This is a genomic window from Vibrio sagamiensis NBRC 104589 (genome assembly GCF_007990935.1).
Classification (GTDB): Bacteria; Pseudomonadota; Gammaproteobacteria; order Enterobacterales; family Vibrionaceae; genus Vibrio; species Vibrio sagamiensis.
The window spans coordinates 22,227-44,292 of record NZ_BJXJ01000035.1 but is presented as its reverse complement, the minus strand read 5'-3'; the positions used below and the strand labels follow the sequence as shown (position 1 = coordinate 44,292).

The 22,066-nt window shown below is 40.1% G+C and carries 14 protein-coding genes and 1 pseudogene; 4 read left to right on the top strand and 11 right to left on the bottom strand.

What is annotated here, in order from left to right; all coding sequences use genetic code 11:
• Positions 1-2,288: hypothetical protein (locus VSA01S_RS15355; protein ID WP_147052717.1), on the bottom strand; the 2,288-nt coding region annotated here is incomplete at its 3' end.
• Positions 2,289-2,687: 399 nt separating this feature from the next.
• On the opposite strand from VSA01S_RS15355, the gene VSA01S_RS15350 reads away from it, so the two are divergent.
• On the top strand, positions 2,688-4,370 hold the full coding sequence (locus VSA01S_RS15350; protein WP_039982771.1) for an aspartate:alanine antiporter: 1,683 nt from the start codon (positions 2,688-2,690) through the stop codon (positions 4,368-4,370).
• Between the two features lie 105 nt (positions 4,371-4,475).
• Here VSA01S_RS15350 and fabV read toward each other — a convergent pair whose 3' ends face one another.
• The 7 genes and pseudogenes from fabV to VSA01S_RS15315 form a co-directional block, all read right to left on the bottom strand.
• Positions 4,476-5,678, bottom strand: a complete 1,203-nt coding sequence (gene fabV, locus VSA01S_RS15345) for an enoyl-ACP reductase FabV (protein ID WP_039982772.1) — start codon at positions 5,676-5,678, stop codon at positions 4,476-4,478.
• A 256-nt stretch (positions 5,679-5,934) separates the two neighbouring features.
• Positions 5,935-8,217 carry an acyl-CoA dehydrogenase gene (locus VSA01S_RS15340; RefSeq protein WP_039982773.1) on the bottom strand — a complete coding sequence of 761 codons (2,283 nt, stop codon included), beginning with the start codon at positions 8,215-8,217 and terminating at the stop codon, positions 5,935-5,937.
• A gap of 29 nt (positions 8,218-8,246) precedes the next feature.
• A pseudogene (psrA, locus tag VSA01S_RS20360) lies at positions 8,247-8,892 on the bottom strand (TetR family transcriptional repressor PsrA).
• 448 nt (positions 8,893-9,340) lie between these two features.
• On the bottom strand, positions 9,341-10,516 hold the full coding sequence (gene nhaA, locus VSA01S_RS15330; RefSeq protein WP_039982774.1) for a Na+/H+ antiporter NhaA: 1,176 nt from the start codon (positions 10,514-10,516) through the stop codon (positions 9,341-9,343).
• Positions 10,517-10,832: 316 nt separating this feature from the next.
• Positions 10,833-11,894 carry a lipocalin-like domain-containing protein gene (locus VSA01S_RS15325; RefSeq protein WP_083932310.1) on the bottom strand — a complete coding sequence of 354 codons (1,062 nt, stop codon included), beginning with the start codon at positions 11,892-11,894 and terminating at the stop codon, positions 10,833-10,835.
• 77 nt (positions 11,895-11,971) lie between these two features.
• A complete protein-coding gene (locus VSA01S_RS15320; RefSeq protein WP_039982776.1) occupies positions 11,972-14,425 on the bottom strand; it encodes an ABC transporter permease in 2,454 nt (817 codons plus the stop codon).
• Complete coding sequence (locus VSA01S_RS15315) at positions 14,406-15,077, bottom strand: ABC transporter ATP-binding protein (RefSeq protein WP_039982777.1); 672 nt, start codon at positions 15,075-15,077, stop codon at positions 14,406-14,408. Before VSA01S_RS15315 ends, VSA01S_RS15320 begins: the two co-directional genes overlap by 20 nt.
• Positions 15,078-15,379: 302 nt before the next feature.
• On the opposite strand from VSA01S_RS15315, the gene VSA01S_RS15310 reads away from it, so the two are divergent.
• Positions 15,380-16,840, top strand: a complete 1,461-nt coding sequence (locus tag VSA01S_RS15310; protein ID WP_039982779.1) for a DUF2867 domain-containing protein — start codon at positions 15,380-15,382, stop codon at positions 16,838-16,840.
• Between the two features lie 104 nt (positions 16,841-16,944).
• Here the strand turns inward: VSA01S_RS15310 and VSA01S_RS15305 are convergent, their stop codons facing one another.
• From VSA01S_RS15305 to rsuA, 3 genes are all read right to left on the bottom strand, one after another.
• Positions 16,945-17,607 (bottom strand): DUF2913 family protein, encoded by a 663-nt coding sequence (locus tag VSA01S_RS15305; protein WP_039982781.1) that lies wholly within the window; start codon positions 17,605-17,607, stop codon positions 16,945-16,947.
• Positions 17,607-18,809 carry a Bcr/CflA family multidrug efflux MFS transporter gene (locus tag VSA01S_RS15300; protein WP_039982782.1) on the bottom strand — a complete coding sequence of 401 codons (1,203 nt, stop codon included), beginning with the start codon at positions 18,807-18,809 and terminating at the stop codon, positions 17,607-17,609. Before VSA01S_RS15300 ends, VSA01S_RS15305 begins: the two co-directional genes overlap by 1 nt.
• 129 nt (positions 18,810-18,938) lie before the next feature.
• A complete protein-coding gene (rsuA, locus tag VSA01S_RS15295; protein ID WP_039982783.1) occupies positions 18,939-19,637 on the bottom strand; it encodes a 16S rRNA pseudouridine(516) synthase RsuA in 699 nt (232 codons plus the stop codon).
• 186 nt (positions 19,638-19,823) lie between these two features.
• Between rsuA and radD the strand changes: the two genes are divergently transcribed.
• Positions 19,824-21,578, top strand: coding sequence for a DNA repair helicase RadD (gene radD / locus VSA01S_RS15290; RefSeq protein WP_039982784.1), 1,755 nt, complete (start codon positions 19,824-19,826; stop codon positions 21,576-21,578).
• A 63-nt stretch (positions 21,579-21,641) separates the two neighbouring features.
• Positions 21,642-22,061, top strand: coding sequence for a PepSY domain-containing protein (locus VSA01S_RS15285; RefSeq protein ID WP_039982786.1), 420 nt, complete (start codon positions 21,642-21,644; stop codon positions 22,059-22,061).
• Positions 22,062-22,066: the final 5 nt, after the last annotated feature.

The following is a 22,066-nucleotide window of genomic DNA, read 5'->3' as shown; positions in this document are numbered from 1 at the left end:
CCATCCGCATTACCTGATATATCTTCTGCAACAGCAGCTAACAAATTTACTTGATCGATAATTGACTGAATTTCAGCAGCAGTAGGGTTTGATGAATCAGCGTATACACCTGATTTTAAAGCAGTTGTATACCTTGACTCATTGGCTACAATGGCACCATTTACCCCATCTATTGCATTTAATTCTATAGAATTTACTGCAACTGCATCATTATCACCGTTAATTTCATCAATTACCGCTAAATCAGCAGAGAAGCGTCCCCAAAGATTGTTGCTCGATAAGTTGTGTAAACTATTAAAACCATTTTGTTTAGAGCCAGGCATCCAATGTAGATTGCTTGAAACACCACAAGAGTGCCAAATCTTTTTATGTAAACTTTCTACGCCTGCATCACAAGTAGCGGTAATATTTCCTCCAGTACCCGTCCATTCAAAACCACGCCCTTCTCCATCAGTGAAATATGCACCCATGCTTTGATAAGCTTGCAATCTCTTAATATAAATGGGATGTTGTGTTTCACGATCAAAAGGAGTGTTCTCATCTGAACCAGCATTCATGCGAAATTCATTAACACGCAAACCAGACGCGATTTCTTGGCTTAATATAGTGTTATTATGTAATGAAATATCAGAGACTTGAGTGTAATCTCCCGTTGCCTTTGATTCACCTGAAGCGATCAGAATCCATCCATTTTCATCAACATAACTAGAGAAAACTGTACCATCTTGGTAAAAGTAATATGTACCAGCTACAGTAACGTTATTAGCATACTCAGGATGGGCAAAAGGTGCGTTGCTTGAGCCATCACCAACATATCCTTCTGCAATAACTGGATTATCACGAACAATGAGTTTTAAAGACTTTGATATTGTCGGGTAATCATGGCCAGAAACGGAATCTGCATAATGCAAATTAAGTTGGTTTTCTAAAAGCTGTAAATCAACAACATCACTGTCGATCTGTATTTGATATTCTATTTGTACCGTATCTAAAGAGTTTAAACTCCCCCCACTAGAGGAGGTTGCACCATTACCAATATTAACGTGAACTTCATGGTTTAGAGAATTATAATAACCATTATCATCTCCCTGTGCATCTGTAAGGGTACCTTGCCCTATCCCCGAAACAATTTCCATACTATTGGGGACATAGCTAATTCCTTTAGGTAATATATTATAAAGATAAACGTCATTTCCACGGTTACCAGTCGAATCTATGTTAATATGTACATCGACAATATCATCGGCTTCTAAATAACCGCCGTTATGGTCGACATACCCTGCATGCATACGAACTTCAGGTACAACTTCAATCTGAAGGCCCAATACATGTAAGTTAGCCCAGTCTTCACCCAATTGTCCCGGTTCACTCACACCAACATTTCTCAAACATACGTTTGTCGTATTGTTGGCAATTAAATTTGACACATCAAAGATATCTAAGTCCCAAGAACTGAATGGATTAGAGGTAACCTGAGCCACTCCATTTATCGAATAAGTATTATTTAAAATATCATTATGTGGATTGAGAGCATTACTTATTCTTTTTGCTGTATTATCTGTACAATTAACTGGCGCACCTGTATTAGATGTTTCTAAAGTCAAAGCATTACCATACCTTGTCGTACCACCATAACCAATAACCAATGCTTCCGCATCAAAGGCACCTGAACTAGGTGTAATTATATTGTTAACTTTAACGTCAACAGGTGTTGAAGCAACATATTTTAGGCCATCATGGATAGTTATGTGGTTAAAATTGAGATTCTCACCTTCACTAATAACAACCAAAGCCCAGCCACCCATATTACTGTTACTATAAATATCTTTGACCGTATATGTACCAGAACCAGATACTTGTACAAAGTTAGTAACATCACGTCGATATGCCCCACCTTCCCAACCGCCATTACCATCAGCCCAATCTGCATCAAATGTGGTGTACGTCGTATCTTGTGGGCCTTTTATTTTAATTGTTGCTCTACTATCTCCAGGCGTCCAGTTATGAAGCCCAGCAGGCCTTGAGGCCCAAAATAGCCAAGCTTTTAGAACTGTTGATTCAGGAGGTAAATTCAAATCAGAATATGTAGGCTCTGATGAAAATAAATCCGTGCCGTTTACAACAACGCCAGCTGCAACGTTAATTTCACCTTGAATACTTTCATTAAATAACTCTGAAAACTCAGTTTGAGAAAAGGAGGGAATTGAGAATAGCAACAAATAAAAAACTACTAATTTTTTTATGTACTTTCCCATAAGAATTTTAGTTGGGGAGTTTTTTATATCCATAACATTTTTGCCTAACTGAGATTAAGAATCCTAGTCCACACAAGCAATTTTCAGACCAAACATGAAACAACCTAACTTTTAGACCTCAATCATCTCAAAAATTATTAAAAAGCATTTAAACTCAAAAGCTTAAGAGATGCAAAAACCCACTAACACGATACTTCTTTTGTTATTTATCTTATGTTTTTTATCTGATAAAAATTTTGGATATCAATTTTTTCTGAAAATTCAATTTGAGATTCATATTAAAAACCAATTTAGTAACAACTAATATCTCCCGTTTATATTAGTTAATTTCCATTAAAAATAGTTTAATCAACACTTATATTTAGCTCCTTTTTCAGATATTATTGTTTGACTAAAAACCTTTACTATTTAACTTACATGTAGAGCCTAAATGTGAACATCAATGTTGTACAACTGCTTGAACAAAACCCAATATTGCTTATTTTCGTTGTTCTAGCAATTGGCTTAAGTATTGGAAAATTTCGATTTGGAAGACTCCAGCTTGGTAACTCTATTGGAGTTCTTATTACTTCTCTCGTTATGGGACATCTGGGATTCTCATTTAATGCTGAAGCTCTTACTATTGGGTTTATGCTTTTTATTTATTGTGTCGGAATAGAAGCTGGCCCTAATTTTTTTGGTATTTTCTTTCGCGATGGTAAGCATTACTTTATTTTGAGTATGACGGTTCTCATAACTGGAATTGCTCTTACTTATTTTTGTGGTCACCTACTAGGCCTTGATTTTGGTTTATCAGCAGGCATGATGGCCGGAGCTCTAACAGCAACCCCTGTTTTAGTAGGAGCCCAAGATGCTTTGAGCTCTGGTTTGGCAACTACCCCAAAACAAATGGATTTTGCTGTAGTCTTAGAAAACCTCTCAGTTGGATACGCGATGGCTTATCTTGTTGGCTTGATAAGTATGATTATGTTCGCCAAATTACTTCCTAAGCTACAAAAGCAAAACCTTTCAGATTCAGCTCAACAAATAGCTCAAGAGCGTGGGCTCGGAAACTCCAGACAGCGTAAAGTTTATCTACCTATAATTCGGGCTTATCGTGTAGGCCCTGAGCTGATCAACTGGACTGATGGCAAAAATTTACGCGAACTGGGTATTTACCGCCAAACAGGTTGCTACATTGAACGCATTCGACGCAATGGTATTCTAGCCCACCCTGACGGCGATGCAATTTTACAGGAGGGTGATGAAATTGCTTTAGTTGGCTTCCCTGATAGCCATGCCCGACTCGATCCAAGCTTTAGAAACGGTAAAGAAGTCTTCGATCGTAATTTACTTGATCTGAGGATTGTAGAAGAAGAAATCGTAGTCAAAAGTGATGCAATAGCCGGTAAGCGTCTCTCAGACTTAAATCTATCCGGTTATGGCTGTTTTTTAAACCGTGTTGTAAGAGCACAAATTGAAATGCCTATGGATTTAGACATTGTTCTAACGAAAGGAGATGTACTGCAAGTTAGTGGTGAGAAAAGCCGTGTGCATGGTTTAGCCGAAAAAATTGGTTTTATCTCCATTCATAGCCAAATGGCTGATCTTTTAGCCTTCTGCAGTTTCTTCATTCTTGGCATAATGTTTGGCCTAGTAACGATGACATTTGGCCAGGTATCCTTCAGCTTGGGAAATGCTGTTGGTCTTTTACTTTCTGGAATCACACTTGGTTTTCTTCGTGCAAATCACCCTACTTTTGGCTACGTTCCCCAAGGAGCTTTAAATATGGTCAAAGATTTGGGGCTAATGTTTTTTATGGTTGGTATCGGGCTCAACGCAGGCGGCAAGATGTTTGAGCATTTAACCCAAGTCGGCCCTCAAATTATTGGTTTAGCCTTTATTGTCAGCGTGGTTCCTGTAGCTTTAGCCTATATCGTTGGTGCGTATATACTCAAGATGAACCGTGCACTTCTGTTTGGGGCAATTATTGGAGCAAGAACTTGCGCACCCGCAATGGATATCGTTAACGAATATGCCAAGTCGACGATTCCAGCTCTTGGGTATGCAGGTACTTATGCTATCGCTAATATCTTGATGACACTAGCTGGCACTATCCTGATTATTCTAAGCTAATTTTTTGAAAGATCATTAATAGTTGTTTAAGATAGTACTCAGTATAAAGTTATAAGACACAAAAAAGGCACTCTCTGAGTGCCTTTTTAATTCCTTAAAAAGCAATTAGATTTGGATAAAATCTGTTTCTACTGCTGGGTTCACATCTGCTTCGTAATCCACACCGTCAACACCGAAGCCGAATAACTTCAAGAATTCTTCTTTGTACTCAACGTAGTCAGTTAGTTCTTTTAGATTTTCGGATGTGATCTGTGGCCAAAGTTCACGACAATGTTGTTGAATATCGTCACGTAATTCCAGGTCATCAAGACGTAAACGATTCACTTCATCTACTTCTGCAGCACTACCGTCTTCTTTGTAAAGACGTTGGCTGAACATACGGAAGATTTGCTCCATACAACCTTCATGCAAGCCTTCTTCGCGCATTTTCTTGAATACCATTGCGATGTAGAGAGGCATTACAGGTATTGCAGAACTTGCTTGAGTCACAACAGACTTAAGTACCGCTACATTTGCACTACCGCCAGTTGCAGACAATTTCTCGTTCAGTGCTGCTGATGCACGATCTAGGTCCATTTTTGCTTTGCCTAGAGCACCATCCCAGTAGATTGGCCACGTTAGCTCAGTACCAATGTAGCTGTATGCCACTGTTTTACAGCCATCAGCTAGAACGCCAGCATCTGATAGTGCCTTAATCCATAATTCCCAGTCTTCACCACCCATTACGGTTACTGTGTCTTGAATTTCTTGCTCAGTTGCAGGCTCAACACTTGCTTCGATAATAACGTCTTTATTGGTGTCAACTGCCGTCGAAGTATAAACTTCACCGATTGGTTTTAAGGCAGAACGCACAAGCTCACCTGTTTCTGGCATTTTACGAACAGGTGAAGCAAGGGAGTAAACAACCATATCAACTTGACCAAGATCTTGCTTAATTAAGTCAATCGTTTTTTGTTTTGCTTCATTTGAAAAAGCATCACCGTTAAGGCTTTTAGCATATAAGCCTTCTTCGTGAGCAAGTTTTTCAAATGCAGCAGAATTGTAAAAGCCTGCCGTTCCTGGTTTTTTCTCTGTGCCTTCTTTCTCGAAAAAGACGCCAATCGTTGAAGCTCCGCCACCAAATGCAGCAGCAATACGGGAAGATAAGCCGTAACCACTCGAAGCACCAATAACCAAAACACGTTTTGGTGCATTCTTGATTGAGCTTTGTGATTTAGTATAAACAATTTGCTCTTTTACATTAGCTTCACAACCCACAGGATGAGTTGTTGTACAGATAAATCCACGAATTCTAGGTTTGATGATCATATTCAACTTCCTTTAAAAGACGTTGTTAGGATAAGAGTTTCGACATTAGTTCGCACGTAATTTCTGTAAAAATGCAGCGAAAATGCAAGTGGTTGGATCTCTATGAATGAAAAATTTGTTTTTGAGATGAAAAACTCTACCCAAAGTAGCATCAGATTGTTTAGATCTAAACACTAAACGGTTTAAAAGCACCGCAAAGGTGCTTTTGATTAAAGATTAAATAACGTCAAGAGAACAACTCAGTGATATCGTTAAATTATGCAACTGAGTTTAAATGACATTTTTTAGAACAATGAGTGCGAACTTCCGAAAAGTCATGACTAAAATGATCGACTTGTATTGCTTTTGAACGTAATTTATCTGCCGAAACTATATGCTCAATTTCTTTCTCGGAGAGTATATCGTTTTTTAACGCCTGCTCAAGTCGCTGTTGTAGAGTGCCTTTACGATCTATTTTACCATCTTTAATACCTTGGTTCATTTTTATTTCCAATGGTTTAATGTCATACATAGCTACGAATGCTTTGTCCATTAAACCTATATTGTCATCGTCACCTTTACCTACGTGGCACAAATGGGTTAGGCGTTCTCTCTGTGCTCCCGGAATCATTATTGCTTCAGCAAGTCGGACACACAAATCATGACTAGGCGCTTTAAAATGGTTACCAAGTGGGAATAATAGACTTTTTAGAACCGTTCCCGCGTACTTCACTGGGAAATTGGCGTAAACTTCGTTGAGCGACTTGGCTGCGTAGAATAAGCAATGTTGAATGGCGTAGTGAACAAAATCAAGGTCTTCCTGAAGGCGACCCTCGTCTTCATATTTTTTCAATGTCGCACATGCCATATATAGATAACTTAAGCCATCCCCCAATCGTGCTGAAATCATTTCTTTACGTTTTAGCTCACCACCGAGCGTTAACATTGCAACATCAGCACTAACTGCAAGTACACGACTTAAACGACTAATATCTTTGTAATATTGTTGGGTCGGACCACTGGTGGGGCTTTTAACAAAGTATGAACCAGTTAAAGCTGCGCTAAAAGCGCCGAAGGTGTTACTTAAAGCGTGCTTAATATGCTTGAATAATAAATCATCAAAATCTTCTTTGCCTTGCTCATGATCTGGATTAGCTGCCGCCTCCATTTCTTTAAGGACATAAGGATGACAACGTGTGGCACCTTGACCAAAAATCATTAAGTTTCGAGTGAGAATATTTGCCCCTTCAACCGTGATCGCAACTGGGATTCCCAAGTAATGTTTTGCAAGGTAATTCATCGGGCCATCTTGAATTGCTCTACCTGCATGAATATCAAATGCATCATTCATAATAGTTCGACCCATTTCTGTCATATGATATTTAGCAATTGCAGTAATAATCCCCGGTTTTTCATTAAGGTCAAGTGCTGTAGTCGTCAACGTTCTGGTCGCTTCCAGTAAATAGGTTAACCCTCCAATTCTTCCCATTGCTTCAGCAACACCTTCAAACTTACCAATCGACATACCAAACTGCTTACGAACATAAGCATACGCCCCTGTAGTTCTAGCAGTTAAATGACCAGCGGCAGCACCAATAGCAGGTAATGAAATCCCTCGACCAGCTGAAAGACACTCGACCAACATTCTCCATCCTCTACCCGCATACTCAGCCCCCCCAATCAGCCATTCAATTGGAATGAATACATTTTCGCCACGAGTCGGACCATTCATGAACGCCAACCCAATTGGGTCATGGCGATCTCCAATCTCCACACCATCGTGTTTGGTCGGAATTAAAGCACAGGTGATACCGATCTCTTTCTTATCACCAAGTAAGCCTTCAGGATCATACAATTTGAATGCAAGTCCAAGAACCGTTGCTACAGGTGCTAGTGTAATATAACGTTTGTTCCAGCTCAGTCGTACCCCGAGTACTTCTTCTCCCTCATATAATCCATAGCAAACCGTTCCCTTATCTGGTATCCCACCAGCGTCAGAACCAGCTTCAGGCCCTGTAAGTGCGAAACAAGGGATTTCTGTTCCATCAGCTAAACGTGGCAACCAATAATCTTTTTGCTGTTGAGTACCATAGTGAGAGAGAAGCTCTCCTGGTCCAAGCGAATTAGGCACCATGACCGAGACAGCGGCACTAATACTCCGAGTTGCAATTTTGGAGACAATAGTCGAATTCGCAAATGCTGAAAATTCACGTCCACCATACTCTTTAGAGATTATTAACGAAAAAAAGCGCTCTTTACGTAAATATTCCCAAGCAGGTTTAGATAACTCTCGATCTTCTTTGACCATTTGCTGGTCATCAATCAAGTTCAAGAAGGTTTCTAATTCATTATCTATAAAATGCTGCTCCTCGGCTGACAGAATAGGTTTGGGGTAATTAAGAAGAGTTGAAAAATTTGGTTTACCTGAAAACAACTCTGCATCCCACCAAACACTTCCTGCTTCCATAGCTTCTTTCTCTGTGCTAGAAAGCGGAGGTAGCACTCTCTTGAACATGTTGAATGCAGGGTCAGTGATCCATTTCTTGCGTAAAGAGCTCATAGTTCAAATCCTTTGTTAATTAAAAGTCATTATTTCGCTGACATTCCTGATGATAAAAAGACAATAAGGTTATCAATCACCCATTTCAGTACCACTTTTTGGTCAAGTCGGCTTTCTGCTAATTCAGTAAATGCTTGGCTGGAAGCCATGGTGAAAACGCATGTCCCCAAAGTAAAGTGCAATCGCCAAAACAATAGCTCTTCAGTCAGCTCTGGATTGGCCTTTTTGATTGATGAGACAAAAAGGGTTAAGACGCTTTTATACCGAGTCCCTATAAACCACCTAAGGTGTCCTTGCACATCGGTATAACTTCTTCCAATCAGTAACATAAATAAAGTCGTACCGTTAGGTCTCACATCATTCAGTGCTTTCAAAGGGAGTCTCAGTGATTCAAAGACTTCTCTCATTGAAAACTGGGACTCCCTTTGAAAACTGAGAGCGGGCATTGAGGTCCATTAAACTTCTCTCAACATTTGGCATCAAAGCTTCCAAATAACGATCTATAACCGCTCTAACGAGTGTTTTCTTATCTCCAAAATGGTAATTAACCGAGGCAAGGTTAACATTTGCCTTACCCGTAATTGTACGTAGTGAAGTATCATTAAAGCCATTTTCAGCAAAAAGTCCTTCTGCAGCATTCAAGATTCTTTCTTTCGTAGTACCTTTAGAAGACATTTTAATCACCCGTATCAAACATCTGTTTAAAATATACTCTCCAACCCTAAAAGTAACAATTGATTAACATCACAAATCAAAAAAATGGTCAGACCAGATAACTTGAAACTTTGAATCAAGGTACTAAAAATTTTTTTAAAAAAATTGAACTGTTTCCAATCATGTCAGTCTCATATAATGTAGCGACTTACAAGATTTTACTGGCCGTCAAACTTGTCTCCATACCGTTGTTACATACTGCTTTATTTAACTCCTTTTTATTTTTTCAGACCTACTATATGGGTCTGTTTTTTTATCCATGAATAAAAAAAAAGCTCCATCTACAGGAGCTTTATTATTGAAATCATATGTTTTGCCAAAAGGTGAAGTCTCTTAAATATGCACTTACTGCACTAGTATGAATATACTCCAGCATAAAACAAAAAATTCATTAAAATATACATATCGGTCATACTTTTTTCACTTCAACCGTTCCATCAATAGCATGTTTGGGTAGAGAGCAATTAAGTAAAAAGTAGCCTATTATTGCTGCAGTCGTTGATCCCATAAGAATCCCCAAGCGAGCATAAGTATCGAATTCAGGGCTGACACCAGCGAAAGCCAATGAAGAAATAAATATCGACATCGTAAAGCCAATACCACATAACACTGACACAGCAAAGATATGAACAAAGTTAATTCCTTTAGGTAACTTTGCAACACCCGATTTTACTGCTATCCAACTAAATGTGAAGATTCCTAAAGGTTTACCAACAACTAAACCAAGGGCGATACCTAGCGGTAGCATAGAAGTTAAACCAGATAATGATATACCTTGCAATGAGATCCCAGCATTAGCAAAAGCGAACAAAGGTAAAATGAAGAACGCCACGTATGGATGTAAAGCATGTTCCATGTGCTTGAGAGGCGAAAGTTTACCCTCTTTTCCTTTTAGTGGTATAGCAAAACCAATCACAACTCCCGCCAAAGTTGCGTGAACACCTGATTTAAGTACAGCAAACCAAAGGATGGCGCCAACAACCATATACGGCAATAATCTCGTTACCTTTTTTGTATGAAGTACATACAATAACCCAGTCATGATAAAACCAACTGTAAGAGCTGATGTCGATAATTCCCCTGTATAGAACAAAGCAATAATAACGACAACACCAAGATCATCAATAATCGCCAGTGCCAGTAAGAAAACCTTAAGGCTTACTGGAACACGCTTACCCAACAAAGCCATAATCCCAAGAGCAAATGCTATATCTGTAGCTGCGGGAATAGCCCAACCAGCCATTGCTTCTGAGTCACCTGAGTTAAATGCAATGTAAATCAGTGCAGGTGCTAACATACCACCAACAGCAGCTATTGCCGGGAAAATAGCGGTTTCTTTTGACTTTAATGCACCTTCCAGAAGCTCACGTTTGACCTCTAAGCCAATAAGAAGAAAGAAGATAGCCATTAAACCATCGTTAATCCAATGTGATATAGACATACCAAAAACATAGGTATGCAGGAGGGATTGATACGTTTCGCCTAGTGGAGAGTTAGCAATCATCATTGCAATTGCCGCAGCGATTACAAGCAAAATACCACCAGCCGATTCCATTTTGAAAAAATCACGAACGATATCATTCATGGTTTAGTCCTTATATTTATTATCTTACGTAAACAATTAACAAAGAATGAGTTTATAGTTGCTTCGAAGCAAAGAATAATCGCTTCTTCAGAATTTAAACCTCGGTTTTACCGAAACATTAAACAAAAAGCATCGTTTTTTCCAACAATGTACCCAAGCAATTGTAAAATGTCATGTATAACGAACAACCTTATTTAACAAAGCAAATCAGAGTTTCATGTGTGTATTTTGGTCCCTCTTTCAATCTAGGTGAAGCCATTCATACTTTTCAAGACAAAAGTAAGCATTTTTACAATTATTATAATCCTAAATACCCCTAGTAACCCATTAGCTGCATAAACCCATAAGCTCGCTGTGAGCCAGTCGTTGTAATAGGTCCTTCCCAATATGGTATTAAGAAAGGTAGCCACATTTCCGTTTTTATCGCTCGTACGGTTAAATTAATATTATATTTAGGTACGCGAATATTCCAATGTAATGGCACCAAATGCTGGTCAGTAAGCTGGGTATTTTTTATTGGTGTGATAATTAATTCTTGTTCATCCAAGCTTATACTCTTACCAGCTCGTGTTGCCAACATACCTGAAAGGTAAGATGTTTGACCGTGGTAGCGGTAACGACTAACTGTAAGCATACGGTCATCCTCTAAATGGAAGGCAAACCAGTCCCATCCCTGCTGATCATTCCCTACCAAATCACTTCCCCACTCTTTATTTACCCAAGCATTACCTTCAATTTCAATAGCTTGACCATCAAGATTGAGCGTACCTTCGATGCTCAAAAATGGCGCACTAAAATTAAACGAGGCTATAGATTGTAATTTGTGCTTGATCTTAAAACCTTTATCTCCATTAGCCAAAAAGGGACCTGAAGTCGATGTTTTTAGATGAACAGAGAATAAATCAGTCGAGACCTCTAACGTTCCTGGAAATGGGTTTGCACTGACTGAACGCCATTTCCAATTATCCAACCAGAGCTGAAAAGGTGGACTAGTCATACCTGCTTGACCTATCCCTCCTCTGGCGATACGTTGTTCTTTCCAAACTTGAGTTCCATTACTGATTACAATATATGAAAGGTAGAGTTGAGGATTTTGCCATCCTCGTCCGTTTCGTTCATCCACCGCTATTCTAAAAAAAACCCACTGAATAAAATAGTTTTGACCGTTATTCCCCTTCGTTGTGGCGTAATAATTCCACCATTCATGTTGATAGCTAGGGTGAATTCCAAAATCGCGAGGTAGTGATGCCGAATGATCTGGAGTAACAGGATCAAAAATGACTTTCTGTTTATTTTCTTGGCCCTGATGAAAGTTGGTCGGTTTTACCATACCTTCAAACATGCTGCTATGAGCAAACCAATACTTAAAGTAGAACATCCCCAAGAGAACTAATCCAGCGAATATAGCTATAAATAATAAGATCAGAACTCTTTTTTTGTATTTTTCATCTCTCACTATAAAGCATCTCTAAGCGATTTCATCGGTGTACGCTTGATCATTCTCAAAACAGGTAATGCCCCAGCAAACATGATAGAAAACATCGCCAAGGCAATTGTCTGCATATATTTCCATGGTATTGTATGTAATTCTAATGACCAACCAAAGGAATGTTTCATTACCACATCAACGATTAAATGTGCTAGAGCAAAACCTAATGGTATTGCCACAATCGCAGACAAAACACCTAATAAAAACAACTGAAAGCCTCCAAGCAGCACCAATTCTTTTCCTGACACCCCCATGCACCGGAGTAAAGCAAAATGTTTCTGCCGTGAATACTCACCGGCTAATGTCGCAAAAAAGAGGCCAAATGCTGCAATAATTAACGTAATATTACCCAGTGTTCCAGCAATAGAAAATGTGTTGTCGAAAACTCTCATCACTTGATTGTAGATACTTTTGTTATCAATAATTTGATCTTGCGGTAAACGGAATAGATTGATTAAGCGATCTCGCAGATTCTGTTTATCTACATTTTGCTTTAACGACACACCTAAGCCTATATCCCCAGTCCCAGAAAACTCATTTAACCAATTTCGATGTGACATCAGAATTTGGTCATAAGGAGTACCATAATCATAATAAATTCCTACAACTTCCCATTTTTTTTTCAGAGTAGGATACAAAGAGATTTCATCGCCCGGTAAAATTTTATGACTCAATGCCATAGACTCACTGACCATAATACTCTGAGTGTTATGAAGTCTTTGCCAATAATTAGGTACACTTAATTTAACAGGTAAAGAGCTTCGTTCATCCAAAGAAGCTCCTGTGCTAACAACTTGTAAAACACCATTTTCTACAAGAATATCTTTTTCCCATCGCCACCAAACACTTTCAACTTCAGGTTGTTCAGCAAGCCAGCCACTCATTCGGGTTGCAGTGCCATTAGTTGAGTATATGTACAGATCCGCAACCAACCTTTTGTTAAGCCATTTGTCAGTTGTGTCACGAAAACTACCGACCATGGTTTCAACACCTATATTGACTGCTAAGGCCAGCATAAATGCCATCATAGCAACACCTCTGTAACTCATACTTGCAGCTGCATCAGAAAAAAGCCAACGAGCTCTAACCCACCGTAAAGATTTAGAAAAATTGTTAAATATTTGCCACATAATGAATGGAGTAAATAGCGCAACACTTACTAACATCAGAATTATAATGGCGAAACCAGATTCAAGCGTTCTAGGAGCTTGGTATACTGCAATGCCTGCAACACAACATGCACAAGCAAGTAAAGCCTGCAAAGAAAACTCTTTTCCAGTAAAACGCATTAATGACAAACGAGAAGATAAACGAATTGGCTCAGAATTGATAAGCCTAATTAACGGCCAAAAACATGAAACTCCAGCTCCCAATGCTGCCATTAATAGGCTATTGAGACTAGAACTCCAAGACCAACCGATAGACAAACCAATGTTTGCATCATAAAGTTCATTCAAACTAGAGGATACTGAAGGTATTAACTTATTAGCCAAAAAGAGACCAAGGATATTACCGCAAATCCAAGCAACTAAAACTAGGAAAGTTAGCTCAAACATTAAGGATTTAGCGAGCTGTATGCCGTTCACTCCATTTTGACGTAAAATGCCCACCAAACGTTGACGCTGTGTAAATGACAAAGACATTGCTTGATAAAATATAAACAAGCCAACTAAAAATGACAGCATACCCATGGCTGTTAAATTAGTATGAAAGGCTCTTGTTAATGACTCCAATTCAGTACGTCCATTACGAACCAGTCTCATACCATTTGGAAGAAGGCTTTTCAAAGTGTTTAATTTTTCAACGCTCATATCCCCACAAGCGATGGTTGATAAGTTGGAAGTACGTTTCAACTTACGAAGTAAAGACATATCGGCAATGAGTCGACTACCCACAATCAAATTCTCATTATCAATAGCAAGAGGCCCCAATTGACCACCATCATTTAAAGCAATAAAATCTCCATTCCTCCACCCCATATGCTCGGCTAACTGCTGACTCACTAGAACCGGAAACGGCGGCTTCATCAGAGTAAGTATTGAAAAATCACTGAGACTTTTCCCCTGATACAATGGTAATAAGGATAAAGGATCGACGCCTAATAGCGTCAAATTTGTCCCGGTTTGAAGCTCCGGGTGTTGCACATCAAAGGGAACACATTTGTTAAAGCCTGCTTGCCGTAACTGAACATAAAAGCCTTGCGGAATTTTATTAGCTGAAAATTTTGTTTTAATTCGATAAGGAAAAGGAGTTAAAAAAAGTGTTTCTCCTGTTTCATAGCTTTGTTGAGCGTGTTGATTTATGGAAGTCACGCCAACTAAAAGAGAGACCGCAAGCGTTAAACCAAGCCAAACAAGAACAAGCTGTAACGGATGACGTCGATAATGGCCAAGCATTGCTTTAACTACGGGCCATAGCATCCAACTGCCCTCCTTGCAGGCGAATGATTCTTTCCATATGGAAAGCAACGTTTTCACTATGCGTTACGAGTAGCAATGTACACTTCAATTGGCGAGATAAACTTGTGAGTAAACGCATTACTGCTTCAGCGTTTCGTTCATCTAAACTACCAGTAGGTTCATCAGCTAATAGGACTTGGGGCTCCATATATAGTGCCCGAGCAATGGCTGCTCGCTGCTGCTGACCACCAGAAATTTCCTCTGGATAACGGCCCAACAAAGGCATGAGGTCAAGAGTAGATAAAATCTGGCGCCATAGCCCCATATCTTCTGGTAAACCTTTAAGTTGGCGACAAAAGCGTATGTTATCAGCAATATTTAACGTGGGTAATAGATTAAACTGTTGAAATATATTACCTATGTTATTACGACGATATATGGTTCTATAACGTTCAGCCGCACTATGCATAGAAAAGTTGGGATAAAGGATTTCTCCCGAATCAACCGTATCAAGTCCGGCAATAAGGTTCAGTAAAGTGCTTTTACCTGAACCACTTTCTCCCATCAGTGCAACTTGTTCACCTTGCTGCAATGTTAATTCTGCACCTTGTAGTACTGGATGAAACTCTTCACCATCTATGTAACCTTTACAAAGGTTTCGCAGCATTAACATTTATTTTATCACTCAGCTAATGATTGAGAATATGGGGCAGAATCTACACTAAAATCATGTTATTAGAAAGTAATTTGGATCATTGCTCACACTATTGGAGACAAATAGTATCATCAAGCGTAGATTCACTGGCTTATTCGCAAAGAAAGTTCAACATTATCTATGCATATTTTAAGAGGCTACACGCAACTAGCTGAATTAATTTATAAAAACATCATCATTTTCTCACGTCAGCGTTGTTACTCAACTCAACATCAAGTCATACGTTACTTACCATACGATAGGATGACCTAAGGAAAAACATGAAAAAAGTCTTGGTTCTCGGTGCGTCTGGATACATTGGTTCACAACTACTCCCACAGCTTCTAGAACAAGGGCATCAAGTGACAGCAGCAGCGAGGCACCTTGATTATCTTACTGCTAGAGTTGAACCCCATCCGAACCTTAAACTTATCTATTTAGACTTAAGCATAAAGTCAGCCACACTCGCTGCCGTTAAAGATTTTGATTTAGTCTATTTTTTGGTACACGGGATGGCACAAGGTCATGACTTTATTCACTATGAAGCTAACATCGCTCTTAACTTAAAACAGGCTTTAATTAACAGCCAGATAAAACACGTTATTTATCTCAGTGCCATCCAGCCAGATACTGGGCACTCTCAACATTTAGCCGCTCGTAAGCTAACCGGTGAAATCATTCGGAAGTCTGGTATTCCAATTACAGAATTAAGGGCAGGCATTGTTATTGGCCCAGGTTCCGCCGCTTTTGAGATTATGCGTGATTTTGTTTACAACCTCCCTATTTTAATCACCCCCAAATGGGTCGATAGAAAAGCCAACCCAATCGCACTTCTTAATCTGAATTATTACTTGCTCAAGCTGGCAGAGGAAGATCCAAGCCAAAGTTCAATCTATGAAGTCGGAGGCCCTAATATTCTCAGCTATCGGGAACAATTTGAGATTATCTGCCAGTCAACCAACAGACCGTTTCGACTATATTCCACGCCGTTATTAACGCCTAAAATGGCTTCTTATTGGTTAGGCCTTGTTACCTCTGTTCCAAGCAATATTGGCAAAGCATTACTCGCTGGCTTAGAGCATGATTACATTGCAGATTCCAAACCCATCGAGTCTCGCTTCCCGCAATCATTAATTCCATATAAACAAGCGGTTGCTAACACTATCGAAAACGAAGGAACGTTTGTTCGCAGCCATGTTTGGGGCTTTGAACAGGCGGCTTTAAAACGCTGGCAACCCGGATACGGTTATTTTCCTAAACAAGCAGAAGCGAGTTGCTACACGCAGGCAAGCGCTGATTCACTATGGCAAGTTGCACAAAAGGTTGGCAGTAAAGAAGAAGGTTATTTCTTTGCTAATATTCTTTGGCGAACAAGGGAGTGGCTAGACGTTCTGTTTGGAGGAAAAAAGCCTGTCAGAAAAACACCAGTAGGCCCAGAGTTAAAGGTAGGCGATTTCATTGACTCTTGGAAAGTTATCCGTTGCGAAAAAAATACTCATCTATCGCTTCTCTTTGGTATGAAAGGGCCAGGGCTTGGTCGCTTAGATTTATCGATTGAGGATGAAAATAATCGCAGAAAGCTTACCATCACAGCATGGTGGCATCCACAAGGCCCTCTCGGTTTAATGTATTGGTTTGCAATGATGCCTGCCCATTTGTTTATTTTCAAAGGCATGGTCAAGGCAATAGCAAAAGAAGCGTTACATAACCAAGGTTTAGTTAATACAAGATTCAGACAATGAAGATTGATACAACAAGGGCTGAAGCAATGAGAGGGCCAAAAGCGCTGCCTCATTGCTTCACACTGGGGGAGTAAAACACAAGGAATTAATAGAAGATGAACATGTTATTCAGCTCGAAACGAAAGTGGTATTTCAGCCAACTGGTTTCCTTGGTTCTCTGGAAAAACCAAATACTCTCCATGGTACTTAACTTGCGACTTATAATCTGTCACTTTATGTACCATAAACCCAGCCTGAGCCGCTTTTTCAACAAATTCAGCATGGTTTCCTCGAACAAACCAGCTCATCGGTTTGGCTAAACGCTCTTGTTCAAAACAACTATCACATTGATCTGCGCATAGTGCGAGAGAATTCTGCCCCTCGGTAAAAATCTGAACCTTACCGACCTTGATCAAAGGCTCTGACGTAGAAACTTCCCACCCTTCGTGCTCCATTTGATCAAGAAAAGATTCAATATCAGAATCCTTTAATACTTTTTGTTCTACTCCATCAGGAAAGAACTGAGCATAATAAGCTGAGATACGCTTAAAAATAAATGGAAGCCCAGCATCATCTCCTTTCGAACGACCTGCTTTTTGCCAACGAGTCAAATCATCAACAACTGCTCGTCCAAATCGCTGAGATTTAAGTGCCTTAGCTACCCAACGAACGAGGTAGTGGTTATTGGCAACTGGAGCATTAACCAACTTTCCAAACCGATGCTCCTGGTCAAGCTCCGCCAAGGCTGCATTTACTAAATTTTGTATCTCTTGGGTGTAATTCGACATTACGCCTTTCTTCCTAAAGTCCAATAAAATAGTGCAGATAATACTGCACAAACAAACATGACGATAACCATAGGCCATGCAACGCCATCGGGTAAGTAAGCGACAAGAGCCCCCATTAAAGAGCCAAGACCAAAGCGTAGAGTGCCAGCCAAAGATGAAGCAGTGCCAGCCATATTAGGATAGCCACTTAGTAACAAAGCCATAGCATTACTACCAATCATTGACAATGTACCAATAAATAAAACCACGCAAGGGACCATCCCCCAAAGACCTAGATTTAATACCCAACCAACAAACAAGCCAATACCAGAAAGCAGCTGAACGATTAAACCAAAGCGAAGCATAGCGTGAGAGCCCACCTTTTTGACCAAACGCCCATTTAAACTGGTCATAATCATCATCGCGATAATATTCAGAGCAAATAAATATCCAAAGTTACTTGGTTCAACACCATATAAATCAATATAGACAAATGACCCTGCCGTCAAAAAAGCAAACATTCCAGAAAAAGAAAATGCACCAGATAAGATGAGTCCCATTGAAAGTGGATTAGACAATAAATGGGAATAGTTTTGTATTGTAGTCTTAAACCTAAGTGGTTGACGATTCTCCATTTTTAAGGTTTCTGGGATTTTCCACAGCACCAATAAAATCACAGTAGTAGCATATATCGCTAAGACCCAAAATATCGAACGCCACCCAAACCATAAAGAAAGATAACCACCGATCATTGGAGCAACTAATGGTGCACACACAACAACCAATGTAATAAAGGAGACTGTGCGAGCAAAATCTTCACGGTCAAACATATCACGGATTAAAGCTTGAATAGTGACAGCTGCTGCTGCACCAGCAAAACCTTGAGCTGCTCGAACATAGGTTAATGCTTCGATACTAGATGTGGTTGCACTCACCATGGCTGCTAAGCCAAAGAAGATAACCCCCAAGATTAAAACTGGACGTCGACCAAAGCTGTCTGATAGAGGACCATGAATAAGTTGTCCCAATGCAAAACCAGCTGTATAGGTAGTCAACGTAATTTGAACTGCACCAGCAGCTACCCCAAGATCACTAGCAATTGACGGCATCGCAGGAAGATACATATCAATGGCAAGCGGTGTTAGAGCCCCAATTGAACCCAAAACCAAAAACATTACAAGACTGAGTTGGAAGGCGGATGTACTTTGAACTTTTTCTGACATAGTGGACCTCATTGGCGTACTTTCCCTACAATATAACTCTGATTTAACGTAGCAAAAACCTTTGATATATTAATGCTTTTTTTACATCCATAGAATAACAAGACCTCCCATGCTAAAATCAATGAACAACTACCAAATAGATCCTATTTCTTCTGTCGTCAGTTCTCGATAATCCCCAGGCTCTAAATTTTCATCTAATATAATTGACCCAATTCGTTCACGATGTAGGTGCTCGACTTTGTTACCAAGGGCTGCAAACATTCGCTTAACCTGATGATATTTACCCTCAACAATGGTCAATAACACTTCATTTTCAGCCTCATTTACAACTTCAAGGCGTGCAGGTAAAGTCGGTTCACGTTCGTTACGCAATTCAATGCCTTGAGCAAATTTCTCAACATAATCCGCTTGAATTGCATCAACCAACCACACACGGTAAGTTTTTTCACATTTATGCTTTGGTGACGTAATTTTATGTGACCACTGGCCATCATCGGTAATCAAAACCAACCCAGTGGTATCAACATCCAAGCGGCCCGCAAAATGCAGCTTTTCGACTTTTGGCTCATCAAGTAAAACAAAAGCGGTCGGATTATAGCCATCCTCATGAGAACAAACAAAATCTGCAGGTTTGTATAGCATGATATAACGTGGTCCGGGCGTACCTACTTCACGTTCCTGCCACATCACAACACTGTGTTCGGGTACTTTAAAAGCACCACTTTTCTGAATATCACCATCAACAGTGACCTCACCGCTTTTGATGATTTTGGTTGCCTCTTTGCGAGTGGCTCCCAATGCGTCACATAGATACTTGTCTAAGCGCATGACTACCTCATAGAATGGTTCAAATTAGCCCAAATATCCCCAAGTGACCCTAATATGCTAGGTTCAATCGATGTCACTGAGTTGGCTTCATTTTATCGTTTTAAGTGCGGACAAATATCACTTGGGCCTAAAAGCGGGTATTATAGCCTTACTGTCATAAATAGTTGAACAATTTCCTAGGTTTTCATGTATACCCTGCGCCCTTATCAAGCCGACTCAGTAAAAGCGGTGATCCACTATTTTCGAAAACACTCGACACCAGCCGTAATTGTTCTACCGACAGGCGCAGGCAAAAGCTTGGTGATTGCCGAGTTAGCCAGACTTGCCAAAGGCCGAGTCTTAGTCCTAGCCCATGTTAAAGAATTGGTTGAACAAAATCACGCCAAGTACGAGGGATATGGTTTAAAAGGTGCTATTTTTTCTGCTGGTCTCGGCCGAAAAGAGACGGATCAGCAGGTTGTTTTTGCTTCTGTTCAATCTGTTGTGCGCAACTTAGATGCATTCAAACATCAGTTTTCGCTGTTAGTTATTGACGAATGCCATCGTGTCCCGGATGAAAAAAGTTCCAGCTATCAAAAAGTCATCACTCATCTGACCGAATCCAACCCTGGAATAAAAGTGCTAGGCTTAACCGCAACACCATATCGTTTAGGTATGGGTTGGATATATCAATATCATACTCGCGGTCAGATTCGTACAGAAGATTCTCGCTTTTTTCGCGACTGTATTTTTGAATTACCAATTCGATACCTGTTGGACGAGCAATTTCTCACCCCCGCACGCATGATGGATGCCCCTATTCTTTCTTATGACTTCTCACAGTTGAAACCGGCCAGCACAGGGCGTTATAAAGAAGCAGAGTTGGACATGGTGATAGATAAAGCCAAGCGTGCGACCCCTCAAATTGTAGAGCAAATCAAGCAATACGCGGAGAGTCGTCAAGGCGTCATGATATTTGCCGCAACCGTCAGACACGCCCAAGAGATTTATACTCTTTTGCCCGCTGATGAAACGTCCATTGTCATCGGAGATACACCCACCCCTGAGCGCGATGCGATCATTCAAGCATTTAAAAACCGACAAATTAAATTCTTGGTAAACGTATCGGTACTCACGACCGGCTTTGATGCACCTCACGTCGATTTGATCGCGATTTTAAGACCCACAGAGTCCGTCAGTTTATATCAACAAATTGTCGGTCGGGGACTACGTCTGTCTGAGGGTAAAACAGAATGTTTAGTGTTAGATTACGCAGGAAAAAGCTATGACCTCTATCAACCTGAAGTTGGCGACCCTAAGCCTGACTCTTCCAGCGAAATCATAACCATCCCCTGTCCCGCGTGCGGTTTCAATAATAACTTTTGGGGTAAATTAGACAGCAACGGCTTTCTAGTCGAACACTTTGGCCGTCGATGCCAAGGATATTTTGAGGACGAAGAAACAGGGGAACGTGAACATTGCGGCTATCGCTTTCGTGCCAAATACTGTGGTGAATGTGGTGCCGATAATGATATTGCAGCCAGAATATGCCATGAATGCGATGCCGTATTGGTTGACCCAGATAAAAAATTAAAAGAGGCGCTCAACCTAAAAGATGCTTTAATTTTTGAGTGTACCGAAATGACCATTAGCATATTGAAACCAAGTGAAGGGCCACCTCAGCTCAAAGTCACTTATTCTGGGGAGCCTTATCAAGGCGAAGGCAATGCTCTCGTCCATGAGTTCTGGTCACTCAATACTAAAAAGCAAAAACACCTATTTAAGCAAAGGTTTGTGCGCCCTCACCTTGCAGATAAACACCGTTTATATGATGCATATTCACCAACTAAAGTCGTAGCTAACCAACACCGTTTTAGACTTCCACAATTTATCATTGCAAGAAAGTCAGGTCGCTTTTGGAAATTGCGAGACAAAATCTTTCAAGATGAACTCAAGCAATAAATTCACCCTCTGTTCATCTTTTTAGCAATATACTTGCAACAACACTTTGAAAAAGGTTTCACCATGGCCAAATTATTATCCCTCCAGCCGTTGATGGGCGTTATAAGCTTAACCTCTCTGTTAATCACAACAGCTTGTTTTGCAGCTTACAATGAGCAGAATAATGAAAAAGATGGCATTGCTATTGTCCGAGACGTTGAAAAGCCAGGCACACGAGTAGAGTTCGATGAAGATCAAGACGAGGTGTACCGTGCGGTTCAAAACGGCTATATTCGCCCATTCTCAGAGATGTATAAAGCAGTAGAGCATGACCTCTACGGCCGTATCATTAAAGTGGAGCTGGAAGAAGACGATGATGAATGGATTTATGAACTCAAAATTTTATTCAATAACAATGTCATCAAGGTTGAATACGACGCAGCGACTCTTGAAATGCTCGAAATCAAAGGTCGCAATTTCAATAAAGCTCTCAAACCACAGTAAACAAT